Source organism: Acerihabitans sp. TG2, assembly GCF_035013185.1.
Lineage (GTDB): Bacteria > Pseudomonadota > Gammaproteobacteria > Enterobacterales > Enterobacteriaceae > Acerihabitans.
Genome location: NZ_JAYGJO010000017.1, coordinates 49,681 through 74,612 on the forward strand (window position 1 = coordinate 49,681; position 24,932 = coordinate 74,612).

The 24,932-nt window shown below is 54.2% G+C and carries 25 protein-coding genes and 2 pseudogenes; 2 read left to right on the forward strand and 25 right to left on the reverse strand.

Features of this window, described 5'->3' with window-relative positions:
* Positions 1 to 34 precede the first annotated feature (34 nt).
* Positions 35 to 250, reverse strand: a pseudogene (locus SJI19_RS15350) (TonB-dependent siderophore receptor); the annotation flags it as partial.
* Between SJI19_RS15350 and SJI19_RS15355 the strand changes: the two are divergent.
* A pseudogene (locus SJI19_RS15355) lies at positions 240 to 1,016 on the forward strand (ABC transporter substrate-binding protein); the annotation flags it as partial. The pseudogenes SJI19_RS15350 and SJI19_RS15355 sit on opposite strands and share 11 nt — an antisense overlap.
* A gap of 39 nt (positions 1,017 to 1,055) precedes the next feature.
* Complete coding sequence (locus SJI19_RS15360; protein ID WP_323479143.1) at positions 1,056 to 1,949, forward strand: MurR/RpiR family transcriptional regulator; 894 nt, start codon at positions 1,056 to 1,058, stop codon at positions 1,947 to 1,949.
* Between the two features lie 19 nt (positions 1,950 to 1,968).
* Here the strand turns inward: SJI19_RS15360 and hcr are convergent, their stop codons facing one another.
* From hcr to SJI19_RS15480, 24 genes are all read right to left on the reverse strand, one after another.
* Positions 1,969 to 2,949, reverse strand: a complete 981-nt coding sequence (gene hcr / locus SJI19_RS15365) for an NADH oxidoreductase (RefSeq protein WP_323479144.1) — start codon at positions 2,947 to 2,949, stop codon at positions 1,969 to 1,971.
* Positions 2,950 to 2,960: 11 nt separating this feature from the next.
* Positions 2,961 to 4,619 (reverse strand): hydroxylamine reductase, encoded by a 1,659-nt coding sequence (gene hcp / locus SJI19_RS15370; protein WP_323479145.1) that lies wholly within the window; start codon positions 4,617 to 4,619, stop codon positions 2,961 to 2,963.
* 204 nt (positions 4,620 to 4,823) lie between these two features.
* Positions 4,824 to 5,249, reverse strand: a complete 426-nt coding sequence (locus SJI19_RS15375) for an Rrf2 family transcriptional regulator (protein WP_323479146.1) — start codon at positions 5,247 to 5,249, stop codon at positions 4,824 to 4,826.
* 80 nt (positions 5,250 to 5,329) lie between these two features.
* Positions 5,330 to 5,515, reverse strand: a complete 186-nt coding sequence (locus SJI19_RS15380; RefSeq protein WP_323479147.1) for a GhoT/OrtT family toxin — start codon at positions 5,513 to 5,515, stop codon at positions 5,330 to 5,332.
* 298 nt (positions 5,516 to 5,813) lie between these two features.
* Positions 5,814 to 6,773, reverse strand: a complete 960-nt coding sequence (gene yjiA, locus SJI19_RS15385; RefSeq protein ID WP_323479148.1) for a GTPase — start codon at positions 6,771 to 6,773, stop codon at positions 5,814 to 5,816.
* Positions 6,774 to 6,864: 91 nt separating this feature from the next.
* Positions 6,865 to 7,068, reverse strand: a complete 204-nt coding sequence (locus tag SJI19_RS15390) for a YbdD/YjiX family protein (protein WP_323479149.1) — start codon at positions 7,066 to 7,068, stop codon at positions 6,865 to 6,867.
* A gap of 62 nt (positions 7,069 to 7,130) precedes the next feature.
* Entirely contained in the window at positions 7,131 to 9,281 is a 2,151-nt protein-coding gene (locus SJI19_RS15395; RefSeq protein ID WP_323479150.1) for a carbon starvation CstA family protein, read from the reverse strand.
* Positions 9,282 to 9,423: 142 nt separating this feature from the next.
* On the reverse strand, positions 9,424 to 10,122 hold the full coding sequence (locus SJI19_RS15400) for a hypothetical protein (protein WP_323479151.1): 699 nt from the start codon (positions 10,120 to 10,122) through the stop codon (positions 9,424 to 9,426).
* Positions 10,122 to 10,469: a hypothetical protein gene (locus SJI19_RS15405; RefSeq protein ID WP_323479152.1), complete on the reverse strand. Its 348-nt coding sequence runs from the start codon at positions 10,467 to 10,469 to the stop codon at positions 10,122 to 10,124. The genes SJI19_RS15400 and SJI19_RS15405 overlap by 1 nt, the downstream gene beginning before the upstream one ends.
* 141 nt (positions 10,470 to 10,610) lie before the next feature.
* The gene (locus SJI19_RS15410; RefSeq protein WP_323479153.1) at positions 10,611 to 11,135 is read right to left on the reverse strand and encodes a superoxide dismutase family protein; all 525 of its coding nucleotides are present in this window, start codon (positions 11,133 to 11,135) and stop codon (positions 10,611 to 10,613) included.
* Positions 11,136 to 11,427: 292 nt separating this feature from the next.
* On the reverse strand, positions 11,428 to 11,586 hold the full coding sequence (locus SJI19_RS15415) for a DUF3309 domain-containing protein (protein WP_416347554.1): 159 nt from the start codon (positions 11,584 to 11,586) through the stop codon (positions 11,428 to 11,430).
* Between the two features lie 225 nt (positions 11,587 to 11,811).
* A complete protein-coding gene (gene pta, locus SJI19_RS15420; RefSeq protein WP_323479196.1) occupies positions 11,812 to 13,956 on the reverse strand; it encodes a phosphate acetyltransferase in 2,145 nt (714 codons plus the stop codon).
* 174 nt (positions 13,957 to 14,130) lie between these two features.
* Positions 14,131 to 14,673 (reverse strand): glutathione peroxidase, encoded by a 543-nt coding sequence (locus SJI19_RS15425; RefSeq protein ID WP_323479154.1) that lies wholly within the window; start codon positions 14,671 to 14,673, stop codon positions 14,131 to 14,133.
* Positions 14,674 to 14,842: 169 nt separating this feature from the next.
* The gene (gene ppk2 / locus SJI19_RS15430; RefSeq protein WP_323479155.1) at positions 14,843 to 15,676 is read right to left on the reverse strand and encodes a polyphosphate kinase 2; all 834 of its coding nucleotides are present in this window, start codon (positions 15,674 to 15,676) and stop codon (positions 14,843 to 14,845) included.
* A gap of 187 nt (positions 15,677 to 15,863) precedes the next feature.
* The gene (locus SJI19_RS15435; protein WP_323479197.1) at positions 15,864 to 16,445 is read right to left on the reverse strand and encodes an isochorismatase family protein; all 582 of its coding nucleotides are present in this window, start codon (positions 16,443 to 16,445) and stop codon (positions 15,864 to 15,866) included.
* Between the two features lie 82 nt (positions 16,446 to 16,527).
* Entirely contained in the window at positions 16,528 to 17,133 is a 606-nt protein-coding gene (locus SJI19_RS15440) for an alpha/beta hydrolase (protein WP_323479156.1), read from the reverse strand.
* Positions 17,130 to 18,005 (reverse strand): triphosphoribosyl-dephospho-CoA synthase CitG, encoded by an 876-nt coding sequence (gene citG, locus SJI19_RS15445; RefSeq protein ID WP_323479157.1) that lies wholly within the window; start codon positions 18,003 to 18,005, stop codon positions 17,130 to 17,132. Before citG ends, SJI19_RS15440 begins: the two co-directional genes overlap by 4 nt.
* Positions 17,983 to 18,522, reverse strand: coding sequence for a citrate lyase holo-[acyl-carrier protein] synthase (gene citX, locus SJI19_RS15450; protein WP_323479158.1), 540 nt, complete (start codon positions 18,520 to 18,522; stop codon positions 17,983 to 17,985). Before citX ends, citG begins: the two co-directional genes overlap by 23 nt.
* Positions 18,523 to 20,049, reverse strand: coding sequence for a citrate lyase subunit alpha (gene citF / locus SJI19_RS15455; RefSeq protein ID WP_323479159.1), 1,527 nt, complete (start codon positions 20,047 to 20,049; stop codon positions 18,523 to 18,525).
* Positions 20,050 to 20,084: 35 nt separating this feature from the next.
* Positions 20,085 to 20,960 (reverse strand): citrate (pro-3S)-lyase subunit beta, encoded by an 876-nt coding sequence (gene citE / locus SJI19_RS15460; protein ID WP_323479160.1) that lies wholly within the window; start codon positions 20,958 to 20,960, stop codon positions 20,085 to 20,087.
* Complete coding sequence (gene citD / locus SJI19_RS15465) at positions 20,957 to 21,250, reverse strand: citrate lyase acyl carrier protein (RefSeq protein ID WP_323479161.1); 294 nt, start codon at positions 21,248 to 21,250, stop codon at positions 20,957 to 20,959. Before citD ends, citE begins: the two co-directional genes overlap by 4 nt.
* A gap of 106 nt (positions 21,251 to 21,356) precedes the next feature.
* Positions 21,357 to 22,421: a [citrate (pro-3S)-lyase] ligase gene (gene citC / locus SJI19_RS15470; protein ID WP_323479162.1), complete on the reverse strand. Its 1,065-nt coding sequence runs from the start codon at positions 22,419 to 22,421 to the stop codon at positions 21,357 to 21,359.
* A gap of 46 nt (positions 22,422 to 22,467) precedes the next feature.
* Positions 22,468 to 23,349: a fumarylacetoacetate hydrolase family protein gene (locus SJI19_RS15475; protein WP_323479163.1), complete on the reverse strand. Its 882-nt coding sequence runs from the start codon at positions 23,347 to 23,349 to the stop codon at positions 22,468 to 22,470.
* A gap of 40 nt (positions 23,350 to 23,389) precedes the next feature.
* Positions 23,390 to 24,769: a 2-hydroxycarboxylate transporter family protein gene (locus SJI19_RS15480; RefSeq protein WP_323479198.1), complete on the reverse strand. Its 1,380-nt coding sequence runs from the start codon at positions 24,767 to 24,769 to the stop codon at positions 23,390 to 23,392.
* Between the last annotated feature and the right edge of the window lie 163 nt (positions 24,770 to 24,932).

Sequence of the window (24,932 nt, forward strand, 5' to 3'; positions counted from 1 at the left end):
TATGGGACGTACGTGCCCCATAAGCGGGCGTACGTCACAATGCTATCTTAACCGTAAACTGCGCCTGGAACGGTTCGCCTATCTGATTGCCCAGGTTATTGGTGCCAATGGATGAGGTGTAGTAGGTTTTATCAAACAGATTCTTCAAATTGAGCTGTAACGTTACCGGATGCGTTGCCTTAATATGGTAGGCGGCAAATGCATCCGCCACGATATAAGACGGCAGGTAATAATCGGCGCCGCTGGTGGCCAGCCATGGCCGCATCCGTGCCGATGGCACGCGTTACCTGCGTTCCGGTGCCTTGCTTACCGGCGGGGATTTCAATAATTCCTCTATTGCGTTTATTGGCGCGATGGATATCGATATCGAAGCCATTGTTGCCGCCAAACCCGATCTCATCATCACAGAGCCCAGTCGTAATGTGCCCATTGAACGGTTACAGCAGATTGCACCGACCGTAAGTATCAACCATCTTTTGGGTGGGGCACCGCGTATTTACGCCAAACTGGCCGAACTGACGGGCACCCAGGACCGTCTGGCAATACTGGAAAACCGCTATCAACAACAGCTCAACCAACTCCGGCAACGGGTGGATAGTCAGCATATTACCGTGTCGGTAATACAGGCCAACGGCGGCAAAATCACCGTTCACCATACCTATCAGGCGTTGGGGCGGGTATTGCGCGACGCCGGATTCCATTTTCCACCGCTGGTGGAGCGAATTGGCGAAGGGGATCGGGTGGACATCAGCGCCGAACGCCTGCCCGAACTGGATGCGGATTTTATCTTTGATACCTATCGTGCCGATACCGGTGGGGGCCCCCAGGACGAAATTGACGCCATGAACCAGGTCATGCCCGGTTACTGCACCGTATTACGCGCCTGCCGCGAAGGGCGCTATATCCTGCTGTCGCGCGAGGAGGTCATTTCGAACTCCTATGCCGCATTGAGCCTGATGGTGTCGCACATTCAATCGCATCTGTCCGGCCGCCCCTTGCCCGGGTCGATACACTGATCACCCGGTTCTGCCCTGCCCCTAACCCGAGACGCAATCATGGTAACCGTGGCTAACGTTAAAAAAAGACCCACCGATGTGTATGGCGAACGCTTTCGCTGCCGCCGCCATGTGCTGTCACCGCGTTTGCTTGCTGTAGCGGATTATACTAATCAAAACCGTCATGTGATCATGGAACATACCGCGTTGCAAATAGCCGCCGCCACCCAGACGTCCGACGCGACGGTGGTGCGAGCCATTCAGGCGTTAGGTTTTACCGGACTGCGCGATTTAAAACGAACGCTGGAAAACCAGTACGGTCCCACCTTGTCCGCCACGGATAAGATGAGCTCGACAGTCTTGGCGTTGTCGCAAGGCCTTGATGCCAGTATCGACTTTGTATTGCAAGGACATCAACGCGGTTGTCTGGCTTTGTCCGAACCGCATAATCGCCAAGCCATGGCTCGCGCATTGCAACGGCTGCAAGGGGCCCAGAACGTTGGCATTTTTGGCATAGGTGCATCCAGCATTCTGGCTGATTACGCCGCGCGGCTGTTCAGTCGTATCGGCACCCCCGCCTACCCCTTGAACCGGACCGGGGTGGCGCTGGCCGAGCAACTGATTGGCATGCGCCAAGGGGATGTATTGATCATGATGGCCCAGCGCAAGGCCCATCGCGAAGGGCTGGCGACCCTACGCGAAGCCAAACGCCTTGGGGTGCCGACGATTTTGTTGACCTGGGCCGGCGGATCGCCATTTTGCCAGCAGGCCCATACGGTTATCCTGATACCCCGGGGTGGTGAAGGTCGCAGCATGCCGCTGCACGGCCCGGTATTAGTCTGCCTGGAGATGATGATACTGGCTCTGGCGTCGACCACCCCACGGGTGTCCATTGCCGCCATGGAACGTTTGCATGATATCTACCATGTCATCGGTCGACCGGGGCACGGCTGAGCGTAGTCCGCTCGGCGGTTCACACCATCACGATATCGCCATCAGGGTAACAACTGCAGGCCAGCACATAACCGTCGGCGATCTCATTTTCATTTAGGGTTTGCGTGCTGGTGCTGTGGTAAGGCCCTGCGGTAATGCGGGTTTTACAGCACCCACAGACGCCGGCACGACAGGCAGCGGTAATCGGCCATTGCCCGGCCTCCAGGGCAGCCAACAGCGAGACCCCCACCGGCGCGTCAAGGGTAGCCAACGGGCGGGTACGCGTAAGGGTAAACCGACCGTTGGACAGCACCGGAGCCGGGGTATGAAAGCGTTCCAGCAACACCTTCACGGCACCGAGCGCCTGCACGTCAGCCTGCTGCTGTGCCATCCAGGGTGCCGGACCGCATATCATGACGGTTCTGGCGGCAATATCGGGCACCTCGGCGCGCAGGGCGGCCAAGTGCAGGCGGCCAGGCTGATGCGTCGCCCCGCCGCCCCGTTCGGTATAAACCGTTAACCGCAACCGGTTGTCCAGTGATCGCCAGGTGTCGGCAAAAATAATGTCCTCTGGGGTGCGTACGCAATATATCACCTGCACATCTGCCTCGGGACGCTCAGCGACTAACCAGCGGCACATGGACATGATCGGCGTCACACCACAGCCGGCCGCCAGAAACAGATAACGGTCGGCCTGTTCCTGTTGACAACTAAATTCGCCTTGGGCCGATGATAACCAGAGATAATCGCCGGGTTTCACCTGATCGGTCAACCAATGGGAACCCTGACCGCCCACTACGCGCCGGACGGTCAGACTAATAAACTGGCTGTGTCCCGGTGAAGAAGACAGCGTATAGGCCCGCAGCCGATCGCTGTTGGCGATACTGACCAGCGCGAACTGTCCCGGTTGATAAGGATAGACATCATGGTTGATCAACGACAGCGTCCAGACATCCGGCGTTTCCTGATGTATATGGTGTACCTGCATGCGATATTGGCACAGAGGTGAAGGTGAGTTCATAACCAGACTCCTCAGGCCGGGACGGCCAAAATCGTATCCATATCCTGCGTCACCGTGGTGATGGAACGCATACCGAACTGTTGGTGCAACACAGCCATCAGATTTTCCGTTAAGAAACCCGGTGCCGTCGGACCGGTATAAATATTCTTGACCCCGAGAGACAGCAAACTGAGCAAAATCACGATGGCTTTTTGTTCAAACCAGGACAACACCATGCTTAGCGGCAGATCGTTAACCCCGCAGCCCAGCTTGTCCGCCAGTTTTACCGCCAGCGTGATAGCCGCATAAGCATCGTTGCATTGACCGACGTCGAGCAGCCGTGGCAGACCCTCAATCATGCCGAAATCCAATTTGTTGAAACGGTATTTTCCGCAGGCCAGCGTCATTATCAGGCAATCCTCTGGCACTGCACGGGCAAAATCGGTGTAATAGCTGCGCTCTTCGCGACTGCCGTCGCAGCCGCCCACCAGGAACACATGGCGTAATTTTTTGCGCGTGACCAGATCGATGACGGTATCCGCCGCGTCCAGCAGCGTCTGGCGGCCAAAACCGACGGTGATCAGGTGTTCAATTTCACTGTAAGGGAAACCGTCCATGCTCAGGGCCTGGTCGATTATTGGCGAAAAATCCTCACCGTCCAGATGTTTGACGCCTGGCCAACCGACAATGCTGCGCGTCCAGATCCGATCGTTATATTGGCCCACTGCCGGGTCGATAATACAGTTGGACGTCATGATGACCGGGCCAGGAAAACGCGCAAATTCTGCTTGCTGATTTTGCCAACCGCTGCCGTAGTTGCCGACCAGATGGGCATATTTTTTTAATTCCGGATAGCCATGGGCGGGTAACATTTCTCCATGGGTATAGACATTAATACCTTTACCCGCCGTTTGTTCCAGCAGCAGGCGCAGGTCTTTTAAATCATGACCGGAGATCAAAATAGCCTTACCGGCTACCGGGCGGACATTCACCCGCGTGGGCACCGGATGTCCATAGGCCTCGGTTTCACCACGATCCAGGATCGCCATCACGGAAAAATTCATCTTACCGATATTCATCGCCTGGGCGAGCAATGTCGCCATATCCGCAGGACGCGTACCCAGCCAAGCCATGATCTCGTGATATTGGCGATAAATATCCTCGTCGAACTGCCCCAGCACATGCGCGTGTTCCATATAGGCCGCGGCCCCTTTCAACCCATACAGGCAGAGCATACGCAGCCCATGGATATCCTCACCCACGGCGGTTTTATCCAGATCCAGAGCATAGTGCCCGGCTTGCTCTTGCAATCCGGCCAAACTGGTCGCTTCCACCTGCAGATAGGCCAGCGGATGATCCAATTGACATTCGGGCTGTTCGGCGAGGCAACGCGCAGTGAGAGCATCACGTAGCACCAGGGCCTGGTGTATATAAGCAACGATACGCTGCGAATCAAAATTGACATTGGTCAGGGTGGAAAAAAAAGCACGGGGGGCAAAACTGTCCACATCGTGGTCGACGACACCCTGCGCGCGCGCGCAGACCGCCCAAGCCGACAGGCTATGCAGCACAGCTACCAGCAAATCTTGCAGGTCGGAGGTTTCTGCGGTTTTACCACACATGCCCTGGGTATAGGCACATCCATTAGCGGATGGAGTACGGATGGTTTGTTCACATTGCACACAAAACATGATGGCCTCTTTATAAGATTCATTTTAAATGCATCTTTAAGGTTATGGTTAGCGGCCACTAAAGAACAGCATTTCCCTGCTTATCGAGGTATTGTTTGATTTAGCGCAAGTTTTGGCACAGTGGCAAGGCGGGTTTATTACCTTATATCCTTGCCCGCATTGGGCGAGGGTTTACGGCGGATCTCGCTAAAAACAACCACAGTTTCAGACGTCAAGTAAGCTAACAATTTGCTGGATCTGGCTGCGGTCGGTCAATAAATCGGCCAACGTATAATTATCAAGCACGTCAAAAAAGGCATCGGTCGCTTTGGCCAATACGCCGGGTAATTTACAGGCTGGGGCAATAACGCAATGTTCACAGTCAACCATGGCGCACCCCTTTTCTGTATGGCGGATCAGGGTGCCAATATTAATTTCACTCGGGGGGCGAGCGAGACGAATTCCGCCGTTGCGTCCACGCAGCGTGTCGATATAACCAAGCCGGGCCAAATCCTGCACCACTTTCATCAGGTTATTATGGGAAATGGCGTATTGGCGCGAAATATCGGCGATAGAGCACAACCCCTCCCCGTGGGCACCCAGGAAAATAACCACCCGCACGGCATAATCGGTATAACGCGACAGTTTCATGACGGTACCTCAACACTAAAGGCCATTAGGGTAGCATAAGAATCTTCACCCTGGGGGGGCAACCTCCGGTTCGCACAAGATTAAAACATGCCGATAACCAGTACCACCAGCAAACTCAGTGGCCAGGTGTAGGCGATCAGAACGGCGCAAAGTAACCGTATGGTTACTGAGGGGTCACTCGTTAGCCGAAAGGTTATGCTACCCGCAACCACAGCACCGCAGACGTAAGCGATTTTTACAAAATCCCAGCCGGTAAGTTCGTCCATAACATGATTGGCTTCTAGTTACATGGTTGTTGCGTGTTCGGATGACGACTGCGATCAGGGCGCCATCGATCATCATCACATCTGTTGTGTGATATCCTGACACCCTTGTATGCGGCCCATTGTGACCTGGGGTTTATTTTCAATTAATACAATGGGTGCACGGGATAAATCCCGGAAATATCTTCCCGAAAGAACGGCAACGTCGTGTGTCGGAAAATGCCATGAAACGCTGAAACGATGATCATTGACAGCACCGGTGGTCAACGCGATAGGCCTATTATACCCAGCCGCCCCACCCTTAGACTAACGCCGCGAAACCGGCGCGGATCTCCTGCTCCGGCAAATCGATGCCGATAAACACCATTACGCTGGTCCGAGGTTCATCCTCCGCCCATTCACGATCCCAGTCAGCACTGTATAAGCGTTGTACCCCCTGGAATAACAAGCGGCGTGGTTCATCTTTGATCGCCAAAATGCCCTTGTAGCGCAGGAGATTATCCGCATAGGTGGCCAAGAGGTTCTCCATCATGTCCGATACGGTTGCCAGCGCCAACGGCGTGTCCAGGTTCACGACCAGAGATTTAATTCTGGTTTGCGGTGCCAATAATGGCCGGAAACGCGGTTTGGCCAACTCCAGTCGGTCATTGAGAATAAAACCATCGAGGTTGAACAACTGCGCCAACCTGATCTGGCCATTTAATACCGTATAGACCGGAGCCCGGGCATTAATGGCGTGTAACCTTGCCAACAGTGCGTCGTTGTCAGTGGCGATATCGGTCTTGGTCAACAAAATCCGATCGGCAAAACCCACCTGAGCCTGCGCCACAGTAAAATCAGTAAGTTGCCGATCGGCATGCACTGCGTCCACCAGGGTTATCACCCCATCAAGCAAAAAGCGCTCGCTTAACACCGGGTGGGAAAAAAAGGTTTGAATCACCGGGCCAGGGTCGGCCATGCCGGTACATTCAATCACCAGTCGGGTAAACGCCAGTTTGCCTTCGTCAATACCGGTTAATAAATCCAGCAGTGCGTTTTGCAGCTCATTGGCGCTGCTACAGCAGATACAACCGTTACTTAAGGTGGTTATCTGGGTATTACCTTCTCCCAGAATCCGGTTATCAATCGGACTTTCACCAAATTCATTTTCGATCACGGCAATTTTTTCGCCATGATTATCATGCAGGATATGACGTAGCAGCGTGGTTTTGCCGGCGCCAAAAAAGCCGGACAGGATAGTGGCCGGCAGCGGCTTAAGCATGGGGAGTTCCCTCTAACGTTGGTGCGGTAATGAGCGGGGGTCAATGCACAGGATCACCCCCCTCTTTTAAAGGTGGGTTTTCCAGCGGCCTTCAGCAACAGCGGAAACCGCCTTTGCCATTGCCTCCGTAACGTGCTTCCTGACGTTCGCGGAAAAACTCCTCATAGGTCATCGCCGTCTGATCGGGATGATTAAGTGCCATATGCTGAACGTAATTATCGTAATCCGGAATACCTACCAACATCCTGGCAGCCTGTCCCAAATATTTTCCCGCCTGTCCCAAATTGCCAAACATAGGGTTTCTCCAGGTAAATGCCCGCATAATCGAAACATTATGCTGGGCCAATGGGATAGCGCTTAATGGCTGGACGAGGTGATCACCCCTTCTGCCGGTGTCGCGACATACGACGATTCTTTATCGCTACGCGTGGTGTTGCCGAACGCCTTGATGGCGGTCTTAATACCATAGAATAATATACTGTATACAACAATCAGAAACAGGACACTCAGCACAGCGTTAGTGTAGTTATTGATCACTATGTGATGCATGTTGGTAATTTGTTGCGCAGTCACCTGCGCACCGGCTTCAGCGATCCGGCGGTTATATTCATGCGCCAGGTACAAGAAACCTTCCAATTGCGGATTCTGGCTAAACAATTTCAGACCCAGCGCCCAGGTGGTACAAATCAACAACCACACGGCCGGCGTCACCGTAACCCAGATATACTTGGCCCGTTTCATTTTGATCAACACCACCGTGCCGAGGATCAGTGCTACCGCTGCCAGCATCTGATTGGAAATACCAAACAACGGCCATAAACTTTTCACGCCGCCCAAGGGGTCTACCACGCCCTGGTAAAGTAAATACCCCCACAAACCAACACAACCTGCGGTCCCGGCAATACCGGCGGGTAACGAATTAGTCTGTTTAAGGAAAGGCACAAAGTTTCCCAACAAATCCTGCAGCATAAAACGACCGGAGCGGGTACCGGCATCCAGCGCGGTCAAAATAAACAACGCTTCAAACAGGATACCGAAGTGGTACCAGAAGCCCATATTCGCGCCGGGTATGATCTTATGGAATACATGGGCAATACCCACCGCCAGCGTCGGAGCGCCACCGGCACGGTTAAGCACCGACGGTTCGCCGATGTCCTTGGCGGTTTGCAAAATCTGATCCGGAGAGATAACAAAACCCCAGGAGCTCACTGTCGCCGCCGCATGGACAGTGACATCTTTTAACGAGGCCATGATCATAGGCGCGTCAGCCGTGCCGAGATGGTGCAGGTCCGGCATGGTGATCCCCAACGCCGCTGGCGGGGTATTCATGGCGAAATAAAGGCCAGGTTCGATAATAGACGCCGCGACCAGGGCCATAATCGCCACAAAGGATTCCATCAACATCGCGCCATAACCGATAAAACGCGCGTCTTTCTCATTGGCCAACAGTTTAGGCGTGGTGCCTGAAGCAATCAGCGCGTGGAAACCGGATACCGCACCGCAAGCGATGGTGATAAACAAAAAGGGGAATAATGCACCTTTCCATACCGGACCGGTACCGTCGATAAATTGGGTCATCGCCGGCATTTTTAAATCGGGATTAATGATCACGATACCTACCGCCAGACCGACGATCACCCCTATTTTCAAGAAGGTGGCCAAATAGTCGCGCGGTGCCAAAATTAACCATACCGGCAGCAATGCCGACACGAAGGCGTAGCCGATCAGCGTATAAGTGATGGTGGTATCTTTAAACGTCAGCGCAGGTCCCCAATAGGGATCATGGGCAATCACGCCGCCAAACCAGATGGCCAGCAACAGTAAGAGCACCCCGATCACCGACACCTCGCCCACCCGTCCCGGACGCAGGAAGCGCATATAAATCCCCATAAACAGGGCAATAGGCACGGTAGCACAAACGGTAAAGACACCCCACGGGCTTTCCGCCAGCGCTTTAACCACGATCAGGGCCAGCACTGCCAGAATAATGATCATAATCAGGAAACAACCAAAGAGCGCGATGGTGCCGGGTACCGGCCCCATCTCCTCTTTGATCATTTCACCGAGGGAAACCCCATTGCGCCGGGTAGACATAAACAGCACGATAAAATCCTGTACCGCACCGGCGACCACCACACCCGCCAATATCCACATTGTGCCCGGCAGATAACCCATCTGCGCCGCCAGCACCGGGCCTACCAATGGGCCAGCCCCGGCAATCGCCGCAAAATGATGGCCAAACAGCACATTTTTATTGGTGGGAACATAGTTCAGACCGTCGTTATTCACTACCGCCGGCGTGGCGCGAGAGCCATCCAGACCCATGACGCGAGTGGCGATATACAAACTGTAGTAACGATAGGCCACCAGATAAACCGCGATTGCGGATACCACAATCCACATGGCACTGACGTGTTCACCACGACGCAGCGCCACCACGCCAAGACAACACGCGCCGATCAGGCCGATAATGAGCCAGGGTATATGCTTAAGGAGATTATTTTTCATTATGTTTAGGTCCGTAGGGATACATAGAGTCGTACTCTATGCTGACCAACAGGTAAACCCAGAGGATTTTACCTTAGCGGTCATATATACGGATAAGTGGTTAAATAGCCGCACCAGCGGTTTTTATTGCAGCGCTATAGAATCAAGCTTGTGGCCGTTGTTTGACCCGGGGGGATAAATTATGGTGAACCTGAGGTGCACATTCCAACGCCGCCTGCACAATAGGTCGCGCCCAGTCGGGTATGGTCATCAGTGCCGACACATCGTCCGCAGGGGGGAAGACTACCTTGCCATGCGCCATCTCCAGCAGCAACCTCGGATCCGGGATATTGTCCCCGGCAACCGCGTCAGTACTGTTATCAAACACCTGTAAATGCGTCAGCGTCGGCAGCAATTTGATAAGGTTGGCACGCGAACTGTCCCAGCGTGTGCGGATTTTGTGCTCCGGTATGTCATGACCGCCATGGGCCACACGCAGTTTTACCCGCTGCAGATGCTGTTCCGGTGTTTGCAAACCGCAAAACAGCATGACGACATCATGTGTCTGTTTTGCCAGCGCCAATAGCCTGTGGATAGTGTTGCCACCGAGTGTGGTTTCAAAAGCAAAGTTAGTGCGGGCATCCAGCGCGGCTTGTAGCTGTGCGACCCCATGTGCCCAAGCGCGCCCATTGGCCTCACTGAGTTCAAGCCCGAGTTGGTTAACCAATTCACGGGCATAAGCATCCGGATTAAACCATGACAGTCCATGTTGGGTTACAATGGCACCACCCACGGAGCTTTTACCGCCGCCGTTGACGCCGGCCAATACAAAAATAAACGGCTTCCGTTCCGTTGCTGGCATCAGTACGATTCTCCCGCCTTGGGCCGCCTCTTAAGCTGGCCTTTTGCTGCGAATAATGCATCCACTCGCTCGGCAGCACCGGTCTCATTGAGGACCGCCAACCGCGCATTGAAACGTTCTGCCAGCTCGTCTACTACCGTTTTTTCCTGGGCATTGACCCGATCTAAGGCCGCCGCCAACCTACGATAGGTCTCGATATCCAGCATGACCATTTCCACCACCGAGTGATTGGTAATGGCCACCGAGCCGGCTTGATGGACCAACCGCACCACATCGCCCCATTTGTTCTTAACCTGCGTCGCATTTTGGCGCGGTAAATCATCAACGTTAAGCAACCCGGCGTTCATGGTACATCCCCATTAATGGCTAATATAGCTATTATGGCAAAAATAACGCGACTTGGCGAGCGACTTAGGATTGCGCGGTTGGACGGCAAACAGGGTATAGGACGCAACAAACCGGCCGACCATCACCGGTCTGTTGGTCGATTATTTTATCACCGCGCAGGCGATGCGATCCCCCGCGCCGCCGATAGGTTGGCTTTGATAATCGTCTGGGTTGGCATGAATAATCACCGAGGCACCATCACCGTCGAGCAATGCCGGACGTTCGCGACCAGGATAAACCGAGACCAACGTTGAATAAATTTCCGCATTGATTTTGCCATCGGCTCCGGCGTAAACATTGGTCAAGTCGCCGTCATCGTTCGCGTTAGCGTTTAACAGCCCATGCACTACCGACGTCATGGCATGGACATGACCGCCGGCATCTTTAAATTTATTGTTAGCGTCACATACGCCCTTTTCATGAAAATGAATCCCATGCCAGCCCTGAGGAAAACCATTGGCCTCGAGGCGCAAAATCACCCCTTTAGCGGCCTCAGTCAGGGTGATTTTGCCCACATTCTTACCATTGAGTCCCACCAGATCAAGGGTACGTACCACCGGCTGAGCTTGTGCCCAAGCCATATTGGCGCTTAATATCGCCGCTACACAAAATAACGTTCGCCGCATGAATAACTCCTGTCAATCTAGGCCAAAAGAAATACCGCCCTGTTGCTGCCCCCGTCGCATACCACAAAGCTCACAGGACACTGGAGTAATAAAGGGACCCTATTACCACGTCATGAAAATGATAGCCGGTTAGAGTGGATTGGTTCCAACTTATATCGTCGGTTTGGTACCTAGTCGGGGGGTATTTACCAATACCCCCTTGACGTCCTGCAGCGCATCCAGCGCAGATTTTACGGGTAACATTGGTCACAACGATTGCATGTTATCGTCGAGGACCAAACTTATCGCAGCGTCAGATACGACCCAATAGCACCAAAATGAGTAAAATAACCACCACGATGCCCAGGGTACCACTCGGATAATAGCCCCAGTTGCGGCTATGAGGCCAGCTTGGAAATGCACCAATTAATAAAAGAATTAATATAATCAGAATAATTGTGCCGATACCCATGGGAAAACCTCTATGTTTATTAACCTTCACACCCGCAACTAAACATGCAGGATATAAGCAAAATCTAAGTGAAAATACCCGTTCGGTATTTTTGATATAAATTAAGTATAGTTAGTAAATGCAGGCTTTCCGGATTATTTTTAAAACGGAGATCCACCACAAATCTTACGCTAAAGAGCAGATGCATGGCTGGCCGGATTAATCTGGTCCGCATGGGTCTCTCGCTCAGGTTGCCAACTGGGACGACTGGATGGCGGTAAGCGCAATGGTATAGACGATGTCATCCACCAACGCGCCGCGTGACAGGTCGTTTACCGGTTTGCTCAGTCCTTGCAGCATCGGTCCAATGGACACCAGCGCGGCGGAACGCTGTACCGCCTTGTAGGTCGTATTGCCCGTATTCAGATCGGGGAAAATAAACACCGTAGCCCGCCCAGCCACTGGCGAATCCGGGGCCTTGGTTTTTGCAACGTCAGCCATAATGGCGGCGTCATACTGTAGCGGACCGTCAATCATCAAATCTGGCCGCCTGGCCTGAGCCAACCGGGTGGCTTCACGCACCTTCTCCACGTCGCTGCCGGAACCAGAGGTCCCGGTGGAATAGGAGATCATCGCCACCCGAGGTTCAATGCCAAAGGCGATGGCCGATTCCGCAGACTGAATGGCAATTTCAGCCAGTTGTTGCGGATTGGGGTCCGCATTGATAGCACAGTCGCCATACACCAGCACCTGATCCGGTAGCAGCATAAAAAACACCGATGAGATCAGCGAATTGCCGGCGGCAGGCTTAATTAACTGCAGCGCCGGCCCGATAGTATTGGTGGTGGTATGCTGCGCACCGGACACCAGACCGTCCACCTCACCGAGCTCAAGCATCAAGGTGCCTAGCAGTACATTATCCTCCAACTGCTGGCGGGCAATCAGTTCGGTCATGCCTTTGCTGCGTTGCAGTTCAACCAATCGGGCGCTATATCGTGCCTGGATGAGTGACGGATCGACAATCTCTATCCCCTTCCCCAAGATCACGCCCTGGGCTGTCGCCACGCGACGAATCTCATCCGGACAGCCCAACAAGACGCAGCGTGCGATGCCGCGCTCAGCACAGATTGACGCCGCGCGGATAGTGCGGGGTTCCTCCCCTTCGGGCAACACAATGCGCTTGCCTGCGCGCCGGGCCATTTCGGTCAGTTGATAACGAAACGCTGGTGGCGACAGCAAACGCGGGCCCTCGGCGGCGGCGCTAAGGGAGTGGATCCACTGCGGGTCAATAAAGTTGGCCATATAATCGTGCAGTTTTTCCACCCGCTGACGATCATCCGCCGGCACCGCCAGATTGAAATTCTGCAGGTTAAGCGAGGTTTGCCAGGTATTGGTCGTCACCATCAGCACCGGTAACCCGGCCTGAAATGCCCGCTGGCACAGCCTGGCGATGGAGGGGGCAATGTCATAGCCGCCGGTCAGTAGTATGGCACCGATATCCACCCCATTCATGACCGCCAAGCTGGCGGCCACCAGCACTTCAGGCCGATCGGCACAGGTGACCAGCAGTGAGCCGGGGCGAAAATGATCGACCATACCGGTCAAGCCCCGCGCGCAGAAAATGACGGAGGTGACCCGCCGGGTCTCGAGATCGCCGGCATTCACGATGCGGGCGTTAAGGTGCCTGGCCATATCGATAACGCGGGTGGCGATAAGATCAGAACACCAAGGAATGCAGCCAAGAACCGGCAATGGGCTTTGGTCAAAGGAGGGCAACGATTCAGTCGGCTCAGCGTCGCCATCGCCATCCTGATCAAAAATATCCGAAAGATCGGGCCGGGGCCGGCCCTGATCGTCGAGCGGGGCATTGAGTTTATTGACGATCACCCCGGTAATGGCCCGGTTACGGCGCCCACCAAAATTGGCCCGCGCCAGTTCCAGCCGCTCGGCAAACTGCGCCGGTGTGTGGGTGCCCAGCGTGGTAACAAAAACAATTTCTGCCTGCAAGGTTTTGGCAATATCGTAGTTCAGCGCATTGGCGAACTGATGGCGCCGGGTCAGCATCAATCCTTCAATCAGCACCACCTGCGCGCCGCGTAGGTTGGCGTGATAACGCGCGACGATCTCCTCCATTAACAGGGCCTGCTGGTTAGAACCCAGCAGTGTTTCCACATAACTCATATCCAGCGGTTGCGCAACGGGGATGCTGGAATTGGCGCTGACAATAGCTGTGGTTTGATCCGGATGCGCGCAGCCGTCACGCTGCTGAGCGATAGGTTTATATACGCTTAAGCGTACCCCTTCCCGTTCCATGGCCCTGATGACGCCCAGGCTGACGCTGGAAAGGCCGACGCTGACGTCGGTGGGAATCAACATAATCGTCCGTGCCACGGTATAACCCTCATGCCATAATGAAAAACGCGAAGCCAGGTTCCACCATGGCACATGCGCGCTTCGCGCCACAGCAGAATATCATCTAGCGACTAAAACGTTATTCTGCCAGAGAAGCACTACACGCACTGGGATATACCGCGTAAAAATGATGATAGGATTCAACTGTCTTGATCAGTTCAGCGCAGCGTCAAGGGCCACGATCAGGCGCGGATCGTCGGCGGTAACGTCCGGTGCGAAGCGCGCAATCACTTTACCGTGCCGGTTGATGAGAAATTTTTCAAAGTTCCACAGTACATCCTGGCGGTTGGTAGGATCAACACCGTAGCCTTTCAGGCGCTCACGAAACGGGCCTTCGCCGATGGCCACCGGTTGTGCGGCGGTGAGCTGCGCATAAAGTGGATGCTGATCGTCGCCCAATACCGAAATTTTGGAAAACATAGGGAAATGGACATCAAAGTTGACCGAACAGAACTCACTGATTTCAGTATCGGTGCCAGGTTCTTGACCTTTAAAGTTATTGGCGGGAAATCCCAGCACCTCCAGCCCGCTAGCGTGCCGATCCTGATATAACTTTTCCAGATCGTTATACTGCGGCGTGAGACCGCATTTCGAGGCCACGTTGACAACCAGCAATACTTTACCGCGATACGCAGCCAGGCTGCCGAGGGTGCCGTCGATTTTTGTCAGGGGAATATCATAAATGGACTCAGACATGAATTATCCTTTGATCAACGTAAGTGGGATACCGGCAACGTAACGTGCAGTATGGTGGGTATCGTACAATAACCCGCCTGGCCGGCGATGCCGGACCACTACGACAATAGCGCGCCCGCTGCCCCGGCGCAACATGGCCGCGGCGGGCGCTAGCGCAACAAGGCCCGGCCTAAGGGGCCAATCGACCATCTTGCAAGCATAAGGTGTCAAACGGAAAAACCACGTTAGGATCGGCCGGTGCCAAGCTTTTATCTTGGTCCTTGTAGGGCAAACGATCGAGCAAATCGCGCAGGATATTTAATCGCGCCTGATGCTTGTTGTCGGTATGCACAATAACCCAGGGTGTGGCGGCGGTATGGGTACGGGTCAGCATTTGGTCACGCGCGGCGCTGTAATGCTTCCACATTTTCGTGGCCTGTTCATCAATGGGGCTGATTTTCCATTGTTTAAGCGGGTCAGTCTCGCGGGATTCCAGTCGCTGCTTCTGCTCTTTTTTGGTGATATCCAGATAGTACTTGATGACCTTGACGCCGGAACTCACCAGCAGTTGTTCAAAGTCAGTCACCGTATCCATAAATTGGTGATACTGCGCGTCGGTGCAAAACCCCATGACCCGCTCTACGCCGGCGCGGTTGTACCAACTGCGGTTGAACAACACCATTTCCTGCTCCGCCGGCAGGTGTTCTACATAGCGCTGAAAATACCATTCGGCACGGTCGCGCTCTGACGGTTTACCCAGGGCGACGATACGAATTTCCCGCGGGCTAAGATGTTCGGACAGAGTTTTGATAATACCGTCTTTACCCGCTGCATCCCGACCTTCGAAAATCACCACGATTTTATCGTTGGCGGCGATGATTTCCCGCTGTAGTTTAACCAGTTCGACCTGCAGTTTATGCAGCGCGTGGTGATACTCCTTACCGGTTAATTCCTCAACAGCCAATGCGGCGTCTAATTTCTCAACAGCCGATACGGCGTCCTTATGTGATTTTTTCTTACTCATTGTCGCTCCCGATATGTAGCCAATGGACAGCAAATGACAAGCCAGCGGCAAGCAAAAAATCCCGATAAGCTTCTCGAATGATTCGAATGTATGCCCATCGCCGGCACTTTTGCGACTAGAAACATGAAAGATATAGGCTTATTTATTAAGTATGGCATAGTAAAAAAATACCACGCGCACTCTTTCATTATGGTGTTGCCGGGGAGGAAAAGTTTGGGTCTATCTCGCCCCGCGCGGTCGGTGATCCGCGCCAATCGGCAAGAATGTGCTGTGTGGTCTTAAGGGTAATGGCATTACCCGGGATCGACAGACCAGCCCATACCTCGTTATGTTGGGCGATCAGTTGCTGCGCCGAAACATGGGTACGATCGGCGGTGGTATGGGCATCGGCGGCAACGGTCAGGGCATAACCTTTGCTGGCGGCCACTTTTATCGTGGTGTCGACACAATAGTCGGTGGCGCAACCACAAACCGTCAGCGCGTGGACCCCCAATTCGCTGAGCGTGTGTTCCAGTTTGGTACGGTAAAATGCATCACAGGCGGTTTTTTTCACCGTCAGGTACCGCGTCGGCAGGTGCAGTTCAGGCAATAAACGCCAAGATTCACTGCCCTCGGTCATTTCCCCTTCCTCGTGCTGGATAAAAATCGTCACATCCGCACCGGCGCTCAGCTGATTAATGCGCCCGACACACTCCGCCCGATTCAGGCGTGGCGTGGCGAATACGCCATTTTGCATATCGATCACCAGCAGGACCCGCTCATTAGGCATAAGGTGTCTCCACTCTGGACGCCCCGAGATGAGCATCAACACCTCATCATAAAGGGCGATAACCTCATCGGCAATAAGCGATTTATCGCACGGGGCCACGCAGTTGGCGAGCAAATTCCTCGACACGTTCCAGTCCATGTGGCCAAGCACCGAATCCCGCTTGCGCATTGATATGGCCCGCGTCGCCAACGTCCACCAGCTCGGCACCCCACGCCTGAGCCCAGTGGCGCGCACGATTGATCGTCAGTAGGGGATCGTTATGGCTGGCGAACATCAAACTTGGCACCGGCAGCGGCGCGGCCGTGATGCGGTCTTCAATTTCAAAACGCACCGGTTCAGCCGGTGCCACCAGCACCACGCCGGCAACCTGTCCGGGGAAACGGCTGGCGTAATACCACGATGATAGCGCACCGAAACTGTGGCCGATTAACAGCACCGGTGCCTGAGTATTTCCTATCGCGCGCCGGATAGCGGAAAGCCACCCATCCAGATCCGGCTGCAGCCAATCACGCTGAGCAATGCGCCGCCACTGGGGATGGCTCTGCCCCCAAAGGCTTTGCCAATGCTCTGGCCCACTGTCGTTGATGCCTGGCACCAGGACCGTGCAAAGCGCGTCATCATTTATGGCACCCACCGGACCGTTTGGCGGCGGCCGCGTCCGGTCCAGCGGCGGTGAATAACGGTTCATTGCGGAAATTGCGCCAGCACGCAGGCCACCGCCAGCAGATCAGCGCTACCGCCGGGGCTTAAGTTGCGCGCCACCAGTAACCGGTCCATCTGCCGGAGTTGAGCGTCATTCCAGCCGTCCGACAGCAAACGACGGGCATAGGTTTGCACATAGACTAATCCGTCCATGCCACCACGCGCCACCAGGTTGGTATCGGGATTATGGGCCATTAATATCAACAAACCGTGTAACAGCCGGGCCTGGCGATCGTCCCCCCGCGGCGTCAGTCGATCCCATACCGGCAACACATGGCGTCGTACCGTGGCAAAACCGCCGGCCGCTTCACCGCGGGCACCGGTCATGCCATAACGTAAATAGAGCTGTTCGCCTACCGTGGACGCCCGTCGACAGCCGGCCAGTTCGGTACGGATAAGCGCAGCACAAAATGCCGCCACCGTGTCGCACAGCGTCTGCCGGGTTAAGGTGATACCGCGGCCGGACAGGTAGCCGGCCGCGGTACATAATAACCCCATGGAAAAAATACCGCCCTTATGGGTGTTCACGCCGCCGGTGGCGGTGAACATGGCCTGCTCACAAGCCAACCCGGCGGGACGGATTTCCATCAGCACTCGTGTAGGTGCCAGCCTGGCGCATTGATGGCCGAGTGACACAAACCGGCCGAACCAAGGCGCGATAGCGTCGATACTGCACATAAACAACGGCAAATCCATATCCCGATGCGCGCCGGTATTTTCACTGTCCACCAATCCCGGTTTGGGGGTCAACAGCACCTCTTCACGCAATGCGCTAGCCGCCAGCAATTCAATCGCTGGCGGTTGATCCACTGCGGCGATACAAAACCGCTCGAGGTTATTTTGCGCAGAAATAGGCATCCAACATATCCTCGATTTTTTCCACCACCTGTTCCAGTGGATGGCGGCGGGAACGGGAGCAGGCGTGAGCCGGTTGGTCGCACAGTAGGCAATGCCGCCCCGCGCGGCCAAGTGAATCACGGCCGATAATACCGTCGCCGGGCGAGATAACATCAATGTCCCATAACCGGCCAATCCGGTGTGACTGTTCGAGCGCCACGGTGGCCGCCTTAAGCTCTGCACCGGCGTGATCAACCGACCATAGCGCTTCCGGGCCGGTATCAAACCAAAACACCTGGTGCGCCAAGGTATTCCAACCGTGCGTACTCAACAAACCATTGCAGGCTTCCACCGCGGCGCGCATTGAGCGCCGGTATAGGGCAGAGTCTTTTACCGGCCCTGGGGTCACCAGGGTCAGAGAGATCAGTGGCTGCTGATAAGACTGCAGCCACGTATTCTGGCGTGCAGCTCGGCGGTCTTTGGCCTGCAACAATTCATCAAGAGTGACAGTGGAATGCAGTTGTTCCGCAATCGTCATCTATTCCTCCTCTTTTACCTGGCGGACCACATCAATAACACTGCCGTCGCGATAACGAATGATTCCGACAATCCTTGATGTGAACTCAATGGCTTTTGGCTCGCCGGTCAAGGCCACCGCCCGGTGATACAGCTGTTCAATATCCATCACCGCCAGACCAGCGTCTTCCAGACGCTGACGCACGTCAGGCCGGGCTGGATTGACGGCAATACCTTGATCGGTCACCAGAACGTCAATGCTCTCCCCTGGGGTCACAAGCGTAGTGACCTGACGTACCACGGTGGGAATGCGGCTACGTGTCAGTGGTGCCACCACAATGGTTAAATTGGCGGCGGCAGCAACATCGCAATGGCCGCCGGAAGCGCCGCGCATCACCCCATCTGACCCGGTGATCACGTTGACATTAAACGCCAAATCAATTTCCAGGGCGCTGAGAATGACAATATCCAACTGGTCACAGCAGGCGGCCTTGGCTATCGGATTGGCATACACGCTGGTGGAGATTTCGATATGATTGGCATTGTGCTCAAGCGATGCCGCCGCCTGTCCGTCAAAGGATTGGGTATCCAATATTTTGCCGATAAGCCCCTGCTCATGCAAATCCACAATACCCCCGGTAATGCCGCCCAAGGCGAACCGCGCCTTGATACCGTTACGCAGCATCTTGCGTGCCAGAAAACGCGTGCAGGCCGTCGATGAAGCGCCGGAGCCGGTTTGTAATGAAAAACCATCGGTAAAATACCCGGAATATTCTATAACCTCGGCAGCGGCGCGGGCGATCAGCAGCTCACGCGGATTACTGGTGACCCGCGCTGCGCCGACGCTGATTTTCGCCGGATCGCCCACCTGGTCCACGGTAACGATATAATCCACTTGGTCCTGGGCCAGACTGGCGGGCATATTGGGAAACGGCACCAATTGCTCGGTCAACAACACCACCTTGTGGGCAAATTCCGCGTCCACCATGGCATATCCCAGGGAACCACAGCAGGATTTGCCATGGCTGCCGTTGGCGTTGCCAAATTCATCACTGCAAGGGACGCCCAAAAACGCCACATCAATGTTCAATTCGCCGTCTTGCAGCAACTTCACCCGCCCACCGTGGGAGTGGATTTGCACCGGTTCTTCCATTAAGCCGTGGGAGATGGCATCCGCCAGTTTGCCCCGCATGCCGGAAGTATAAATTTTGGTAATGACCCCGGCACGGATTGGTTCAATCAGCACATCGTTGCAGGTCATCAGGGAGCTGGAGGCCAACGTCAGGTTTTTGAATCCCATACGGGCCAGGGTTAATACGACCCGGTTGATGACCATATCCCCTTCACGAAACGCATGGTGAAACGAAATGGTCATGCCATCGCGCAAACCGCTGCGTTCTATGGCCTGCTCCAGGCTGTCACACAGTTTACGGTGGTGTTTGGTGGCGTTGTCAGCGAGCCAAGGCGTGCCGCTATTGGCATGGCTAAACGGCACCAGGGTTTGTAAATGATGAAATTGTGCATGTAAATCTGCTGTTACGTTACTCATTGCCTATTCCTGTCTTTCCGTTAACGTGGGACACCTTACCGGCGCACACCCGAAGCTCGGGCGCGTTCCAGTACCACCTGTGCGTGATTAATAATCGGTCCGTCAATCATCTTGCCGTTAAGTGAAATCACACCAAGGCCATTGCGCTCACCTTCCTGCGCGGCCACGATGACCCGTTCGGCATAGTCCACCGCTTCCTGGGTCGGGGCGTAGGCGTTATGCAGCAGTTCAATCTGGCGGGGATTAATCAGCGATTTGCCGTTAAAGCCCATTTTGCGCACCAGATCCACTTCTTTTAGGAATCCCTCGTCATCGTTAATGTCGGAATAGACCACGTCAAAAGCATCAATACCGGCGGCACGGGCGGCATGCAACACCGCGCAACGCGCATAAAACAGCTCGGTGCCGTCGCCGCGTTCGGTTTGCATATCCATGACATAATCGAACGCTGCCAGCGCAATACCGATCAACCGCGGCGAACAGCGGGCAATCGCCACCGCATTAATGACGCCGGTAGCGGATTCAATGGCCGCCATGGTGCGGGTCGAGCCGACCTCGCGCCCACAGGCACGTTCGATCCGTTCAATATGGGATTCAAGCTCGAACATATCTTCCGGCGTGTCGGTTTTCGGCAACCGCACTACATCCACCCCGGCACGCACTACCGCCTCCAAATCCTGCAAACCAAATGGCGTATTCAGCGGATTAATCCGCACCACGGTCTCAATATCCTGATACATAGGCTGTTGCAAAGCATGGAACACCAGAATGCGTGCGCTGTCTTTTTCGCGTAGCGACACGGCATCCTCTAAATCGAACATAATGGAATCGGGGCGGTAGATAAACGCGGTGGATAACATGGCGGCATTGGCGCCGGGAATAAACAGCATACTGCGACGTAGCTTTTTCATGACAATTGTTCCCAATGAATATCCGCAGCGCCAGCGGCGCGTAACACTGCGGTTTGTACCCGAGCGCGAATCACACAATCCAACGCGCCTTTATCGTCGATAATCACCAGTCCTTCGTCAACGTCCATGGCGGATAACGTCTGCGCGACCACCAGACGAATCTGTTCGCCAAATTGTTTAATCACCTCACTGTTGACCACCACCGTGAGATCACCATGGGCCGGGGCAATTTTGACCAGCAAATCGCTGGATTCAAAGGTGCCCGCCAAGGCCTCCTTAATAATTTTCATGATACATGTCCTGATAATAAATTGATTTTCATATACCCGTCATACGTCACGTTGCAGCTGCGTTGCCGCCTTCCTGCAACCCGAATTATTTAGGGTATAGCGTGATTCATATTCCTAGCACATAGCTGCCGACGGGTTCCGACAACGTGGGTTGTTTGAGATAAGCAAAGGTACTGGCTGGCACGATACTGCGAATACGCGCCAACTCCCCCCGATTGAGCAACTTGCGGACTTCCGAAGCGGATATCGCCCGGCCTGAGGCTTGGCATTTGCGCTCTATTTCCACCACCCGCACCGGCGGTTTTGGCGATCGGGCCGGGTTTTCCAGCCAGTCATACATATCTTGGTTGTATTGATGGGTCATTGGGCAAAATGGTTCGGTACCGACAAAACGATGGGTGATGCCCAATGGCACCGCGATATGATTGCGAAAAATCAACAAATCGATAGCGCTAAAGGTTTGGCTGATCAACTGTGCATCGCGCAGAAAATAGCCGGGGAAGGTCGCACGTGAAATCAAATAATCCGAGCCGGCGTGCACCGTCACATTACCCAGATGTGCCACGCCCTGCTTCACCATTTCCAGCCGTTCGGCATAAGGAAACAGCGAAACATCCTCGCCGACCACAAAAATATGTAACCAATCGCTGGCGGCTGAAGCCTGTTCCGCCAGGTAGCGGTGACCAAGGGTAAAAGGATTGGCGTTCATCACTACCGAACCGATGGCCTTACCCGGGTGATAATATTGCGCCAACGATCTGGCATAGAGGTGAATACCGACCGGGGTATTTTCCATCAGCACCGCCACGTTATCCCATTGCGCCAGCGGATAAAAACCACAACGGCGAAATACGTCAAGATTGGCCGGACGGGTATAAAGAAACAGGTGAGAATGGCCTTGTCGTACGGCCATAATCTCCACTTCGGCCAGCAGCCGGGCACTCAGATTATCGCCACGATAATCCACCGCCACGGCAACGCATTTGATCACGTTGCCGGCAATTCCCGCGCACCCCACCATACGTTTACCGCTGCGGGCCACGACGAACTGGCGGATATCCGCATCCATGCCCAGGCCACCGTCCCCTAACAGCGCGCGCACGTCGTCCAGTGCGGCCTCGGTGGCGTTAACGCTCAGCATGGAAAAATCCAGCGGTTCCCGATCGTACATACTGCTTTCCTCTTCTGCGAGGTGGAAAAATGAGGCCGGTGCGGACTTAAGACAGCGCATTGGCATAATAGGCGTTAGCGGTCGGCGCTATGTCGGCATCGATCACCTGATTGCTCAACCGGCCGATACGGTCTATTTCGACCTCAATATGATCGCCGGCCTGCATAAACAGCGGCGGCGTACGTTTTTTACCCACTCCACCCGGTGAACCGGTAATAATAACGTCGCCTGCATGCAGTCGGGTAAAGGTACTGATGTATTCAATCAACTCGGCAACCCGGTGGATCATGCTGCCGGTATTGTCGTCTTGTACTTTTTGCCCGTTTAACCAGGTGCGTATGCCCAAGACATGAGGATCGGGGATCTCGTCAGTGGTGGTCATGCTGGGGCCAAAGGCACCGGTTTGCCGCCAGTTTTTACCGGCGGTGAACCAGGTATGCTGCCAATCGCGGGCGGAACCATCCATGTAGCAGCTATAACCCGCCACATGGCTTAATGCCTGGGTGGCAGGTATATCCTCACCGTCGCGACCAATGATCACCGCCAGCTCGCCCTCATAATCAAACTCGACGGAACGGCTGGGCTTAAGGATCGGCGCACCATGACCGGTTTGTGAATCGGCGAAACGAACAAACAACGTCGGCGCCGGGTTGCTTTGATTAAACTCGAGGCGCTTTTGCGCATAGTTCATGCCGACACAGAGGATTTTCCCCGGTTGTTCGATAACCGGTAAAAACGTCACGCCTGAAATTGCCAGATCCACGGCGGCATCCACGTGTTCACGGGCTAAGGGCAACGCATCGCCGCTCAGTAGCGCTTTAAGATCCGCGAAGCGATGGCCAAGACGTCGACCTAAATCGATAATGCCGTTCGGGGTCACAATGCCATAGCTCCTGACGCCCTGATGAAGATAACTTGCGAGTTTCATGTCATGTCCTGAATCAACGGTGTGTTTTGCCAACGTAATGTCAGATAAGAAAATTGCTCAATATCAGTAAGGAAACCGACACATTTATCGCGCCACCTATACGGGTCGCAATTTGTGCAAACGGCATAAGCTCCATACGATTGCCCGCAGTGAGGATCGCCACATCGCCGGTACCGCCCTGGCCACTTTGACAGCAGGAGACGATGGCCACATCAATGGGGTGCATACCGATTTTTTTACCGACGAAAAATCCGGTGGCGACCAGCGTGCCAACGGTGCTGACGATAACCAACAGGTTAGATATCGTGAACGCGTTTACCAGCTCCTGCCACGGCGTGATCGCAACCCCAACCGCAAACAGAATCGGGTAGGTTACCGAGGTCTGGAAAAATTTATACACGACCTGGGAGCCTTCCAGCATACGTGGCGAGACACCATGAGCCAGCTTGATCAATACCGCGATAAACAGCATGCCAACCGGCGCAGGTAAACCAATCAGCTTTTGGCCGAGCATGCCAACCATGTACAGCAATACCGCCAGCAATGCGCCCGCCGCGATGGTGGTCACATCGACTTTTCCGCCCGCTCCCTGTGGCGTCTGGGTCAACTCCTCGGTGGTTTCCTGGGTTTCTCCGGGTTTCATCGGCATTAAATTGCCTTCGCCGGTAAGATGTGGGTATCGTTTGCCCAGACGGTTAAGGCAGCCGGCAATAATGATGGCGGTCAAACCACCCAACATCACTATGGGTAAAATTCGGCCCAACGCCACACCTTGTTGCATATGTAACAGCGCGGCATATCCGATGGACAATGGAATGGCCCCTTCACCAACGCCACCCGCCATAATCGGCAGAATCAGGAAAAAGAAAATTTGAAACGGCGGCAAACCCAGCATCATGCCAACGCCCATACCCACAATCATGCCAGCCACTTCACCGCACAACATGGGGAAAAAGATACGCAGGAAGCCTTGAATCAGCGCGCGCCGATTCATGCTCATAATGCTGCCGACAATAATGCAGCAGATATAGAGATAGAGAATATTGGTGCTTTTAAAAAACGTGGTGGTGGACGCAATCACCACCTGGGGTAACAGGCCATAATGCACCAGGGCTGATGGAATAAAGGTGGCGCAAATCGCTGCCGCACCCATCTTACCGATAATAGGCAGCCGCTTGCCAAATTCCCCGCAGGCAAAACCAAAAAAGGCCAGGGTTGCCACCATAACCACAATATCGCTGGGCAATTTGCCGCTGAGGCAATCAATACCAATCAGAACACCGGCCAGCACAAACATAGGCAATGGAATAATACCGATCTTCCAATTATCCAGGATATGCCACCATTTTTCTTTTAATGGGATTTTTTTTACGTTTACTGTATCAGTTACCACAATATAGCTGTCATCGGTTGTGCTCATCATCAGCCCCCTTATTAATTAGTGCAAAAATGATAGGGGTCGGTGAGAATATTTTATGTGATTGCATTCAAATTAAACACGCTTTTTTAAAGGCACTTAAGGTGTTAATGGTTTTTATTATTTCATATCTACTCACCCCAATCAATTTCGCCAACTGGAATTT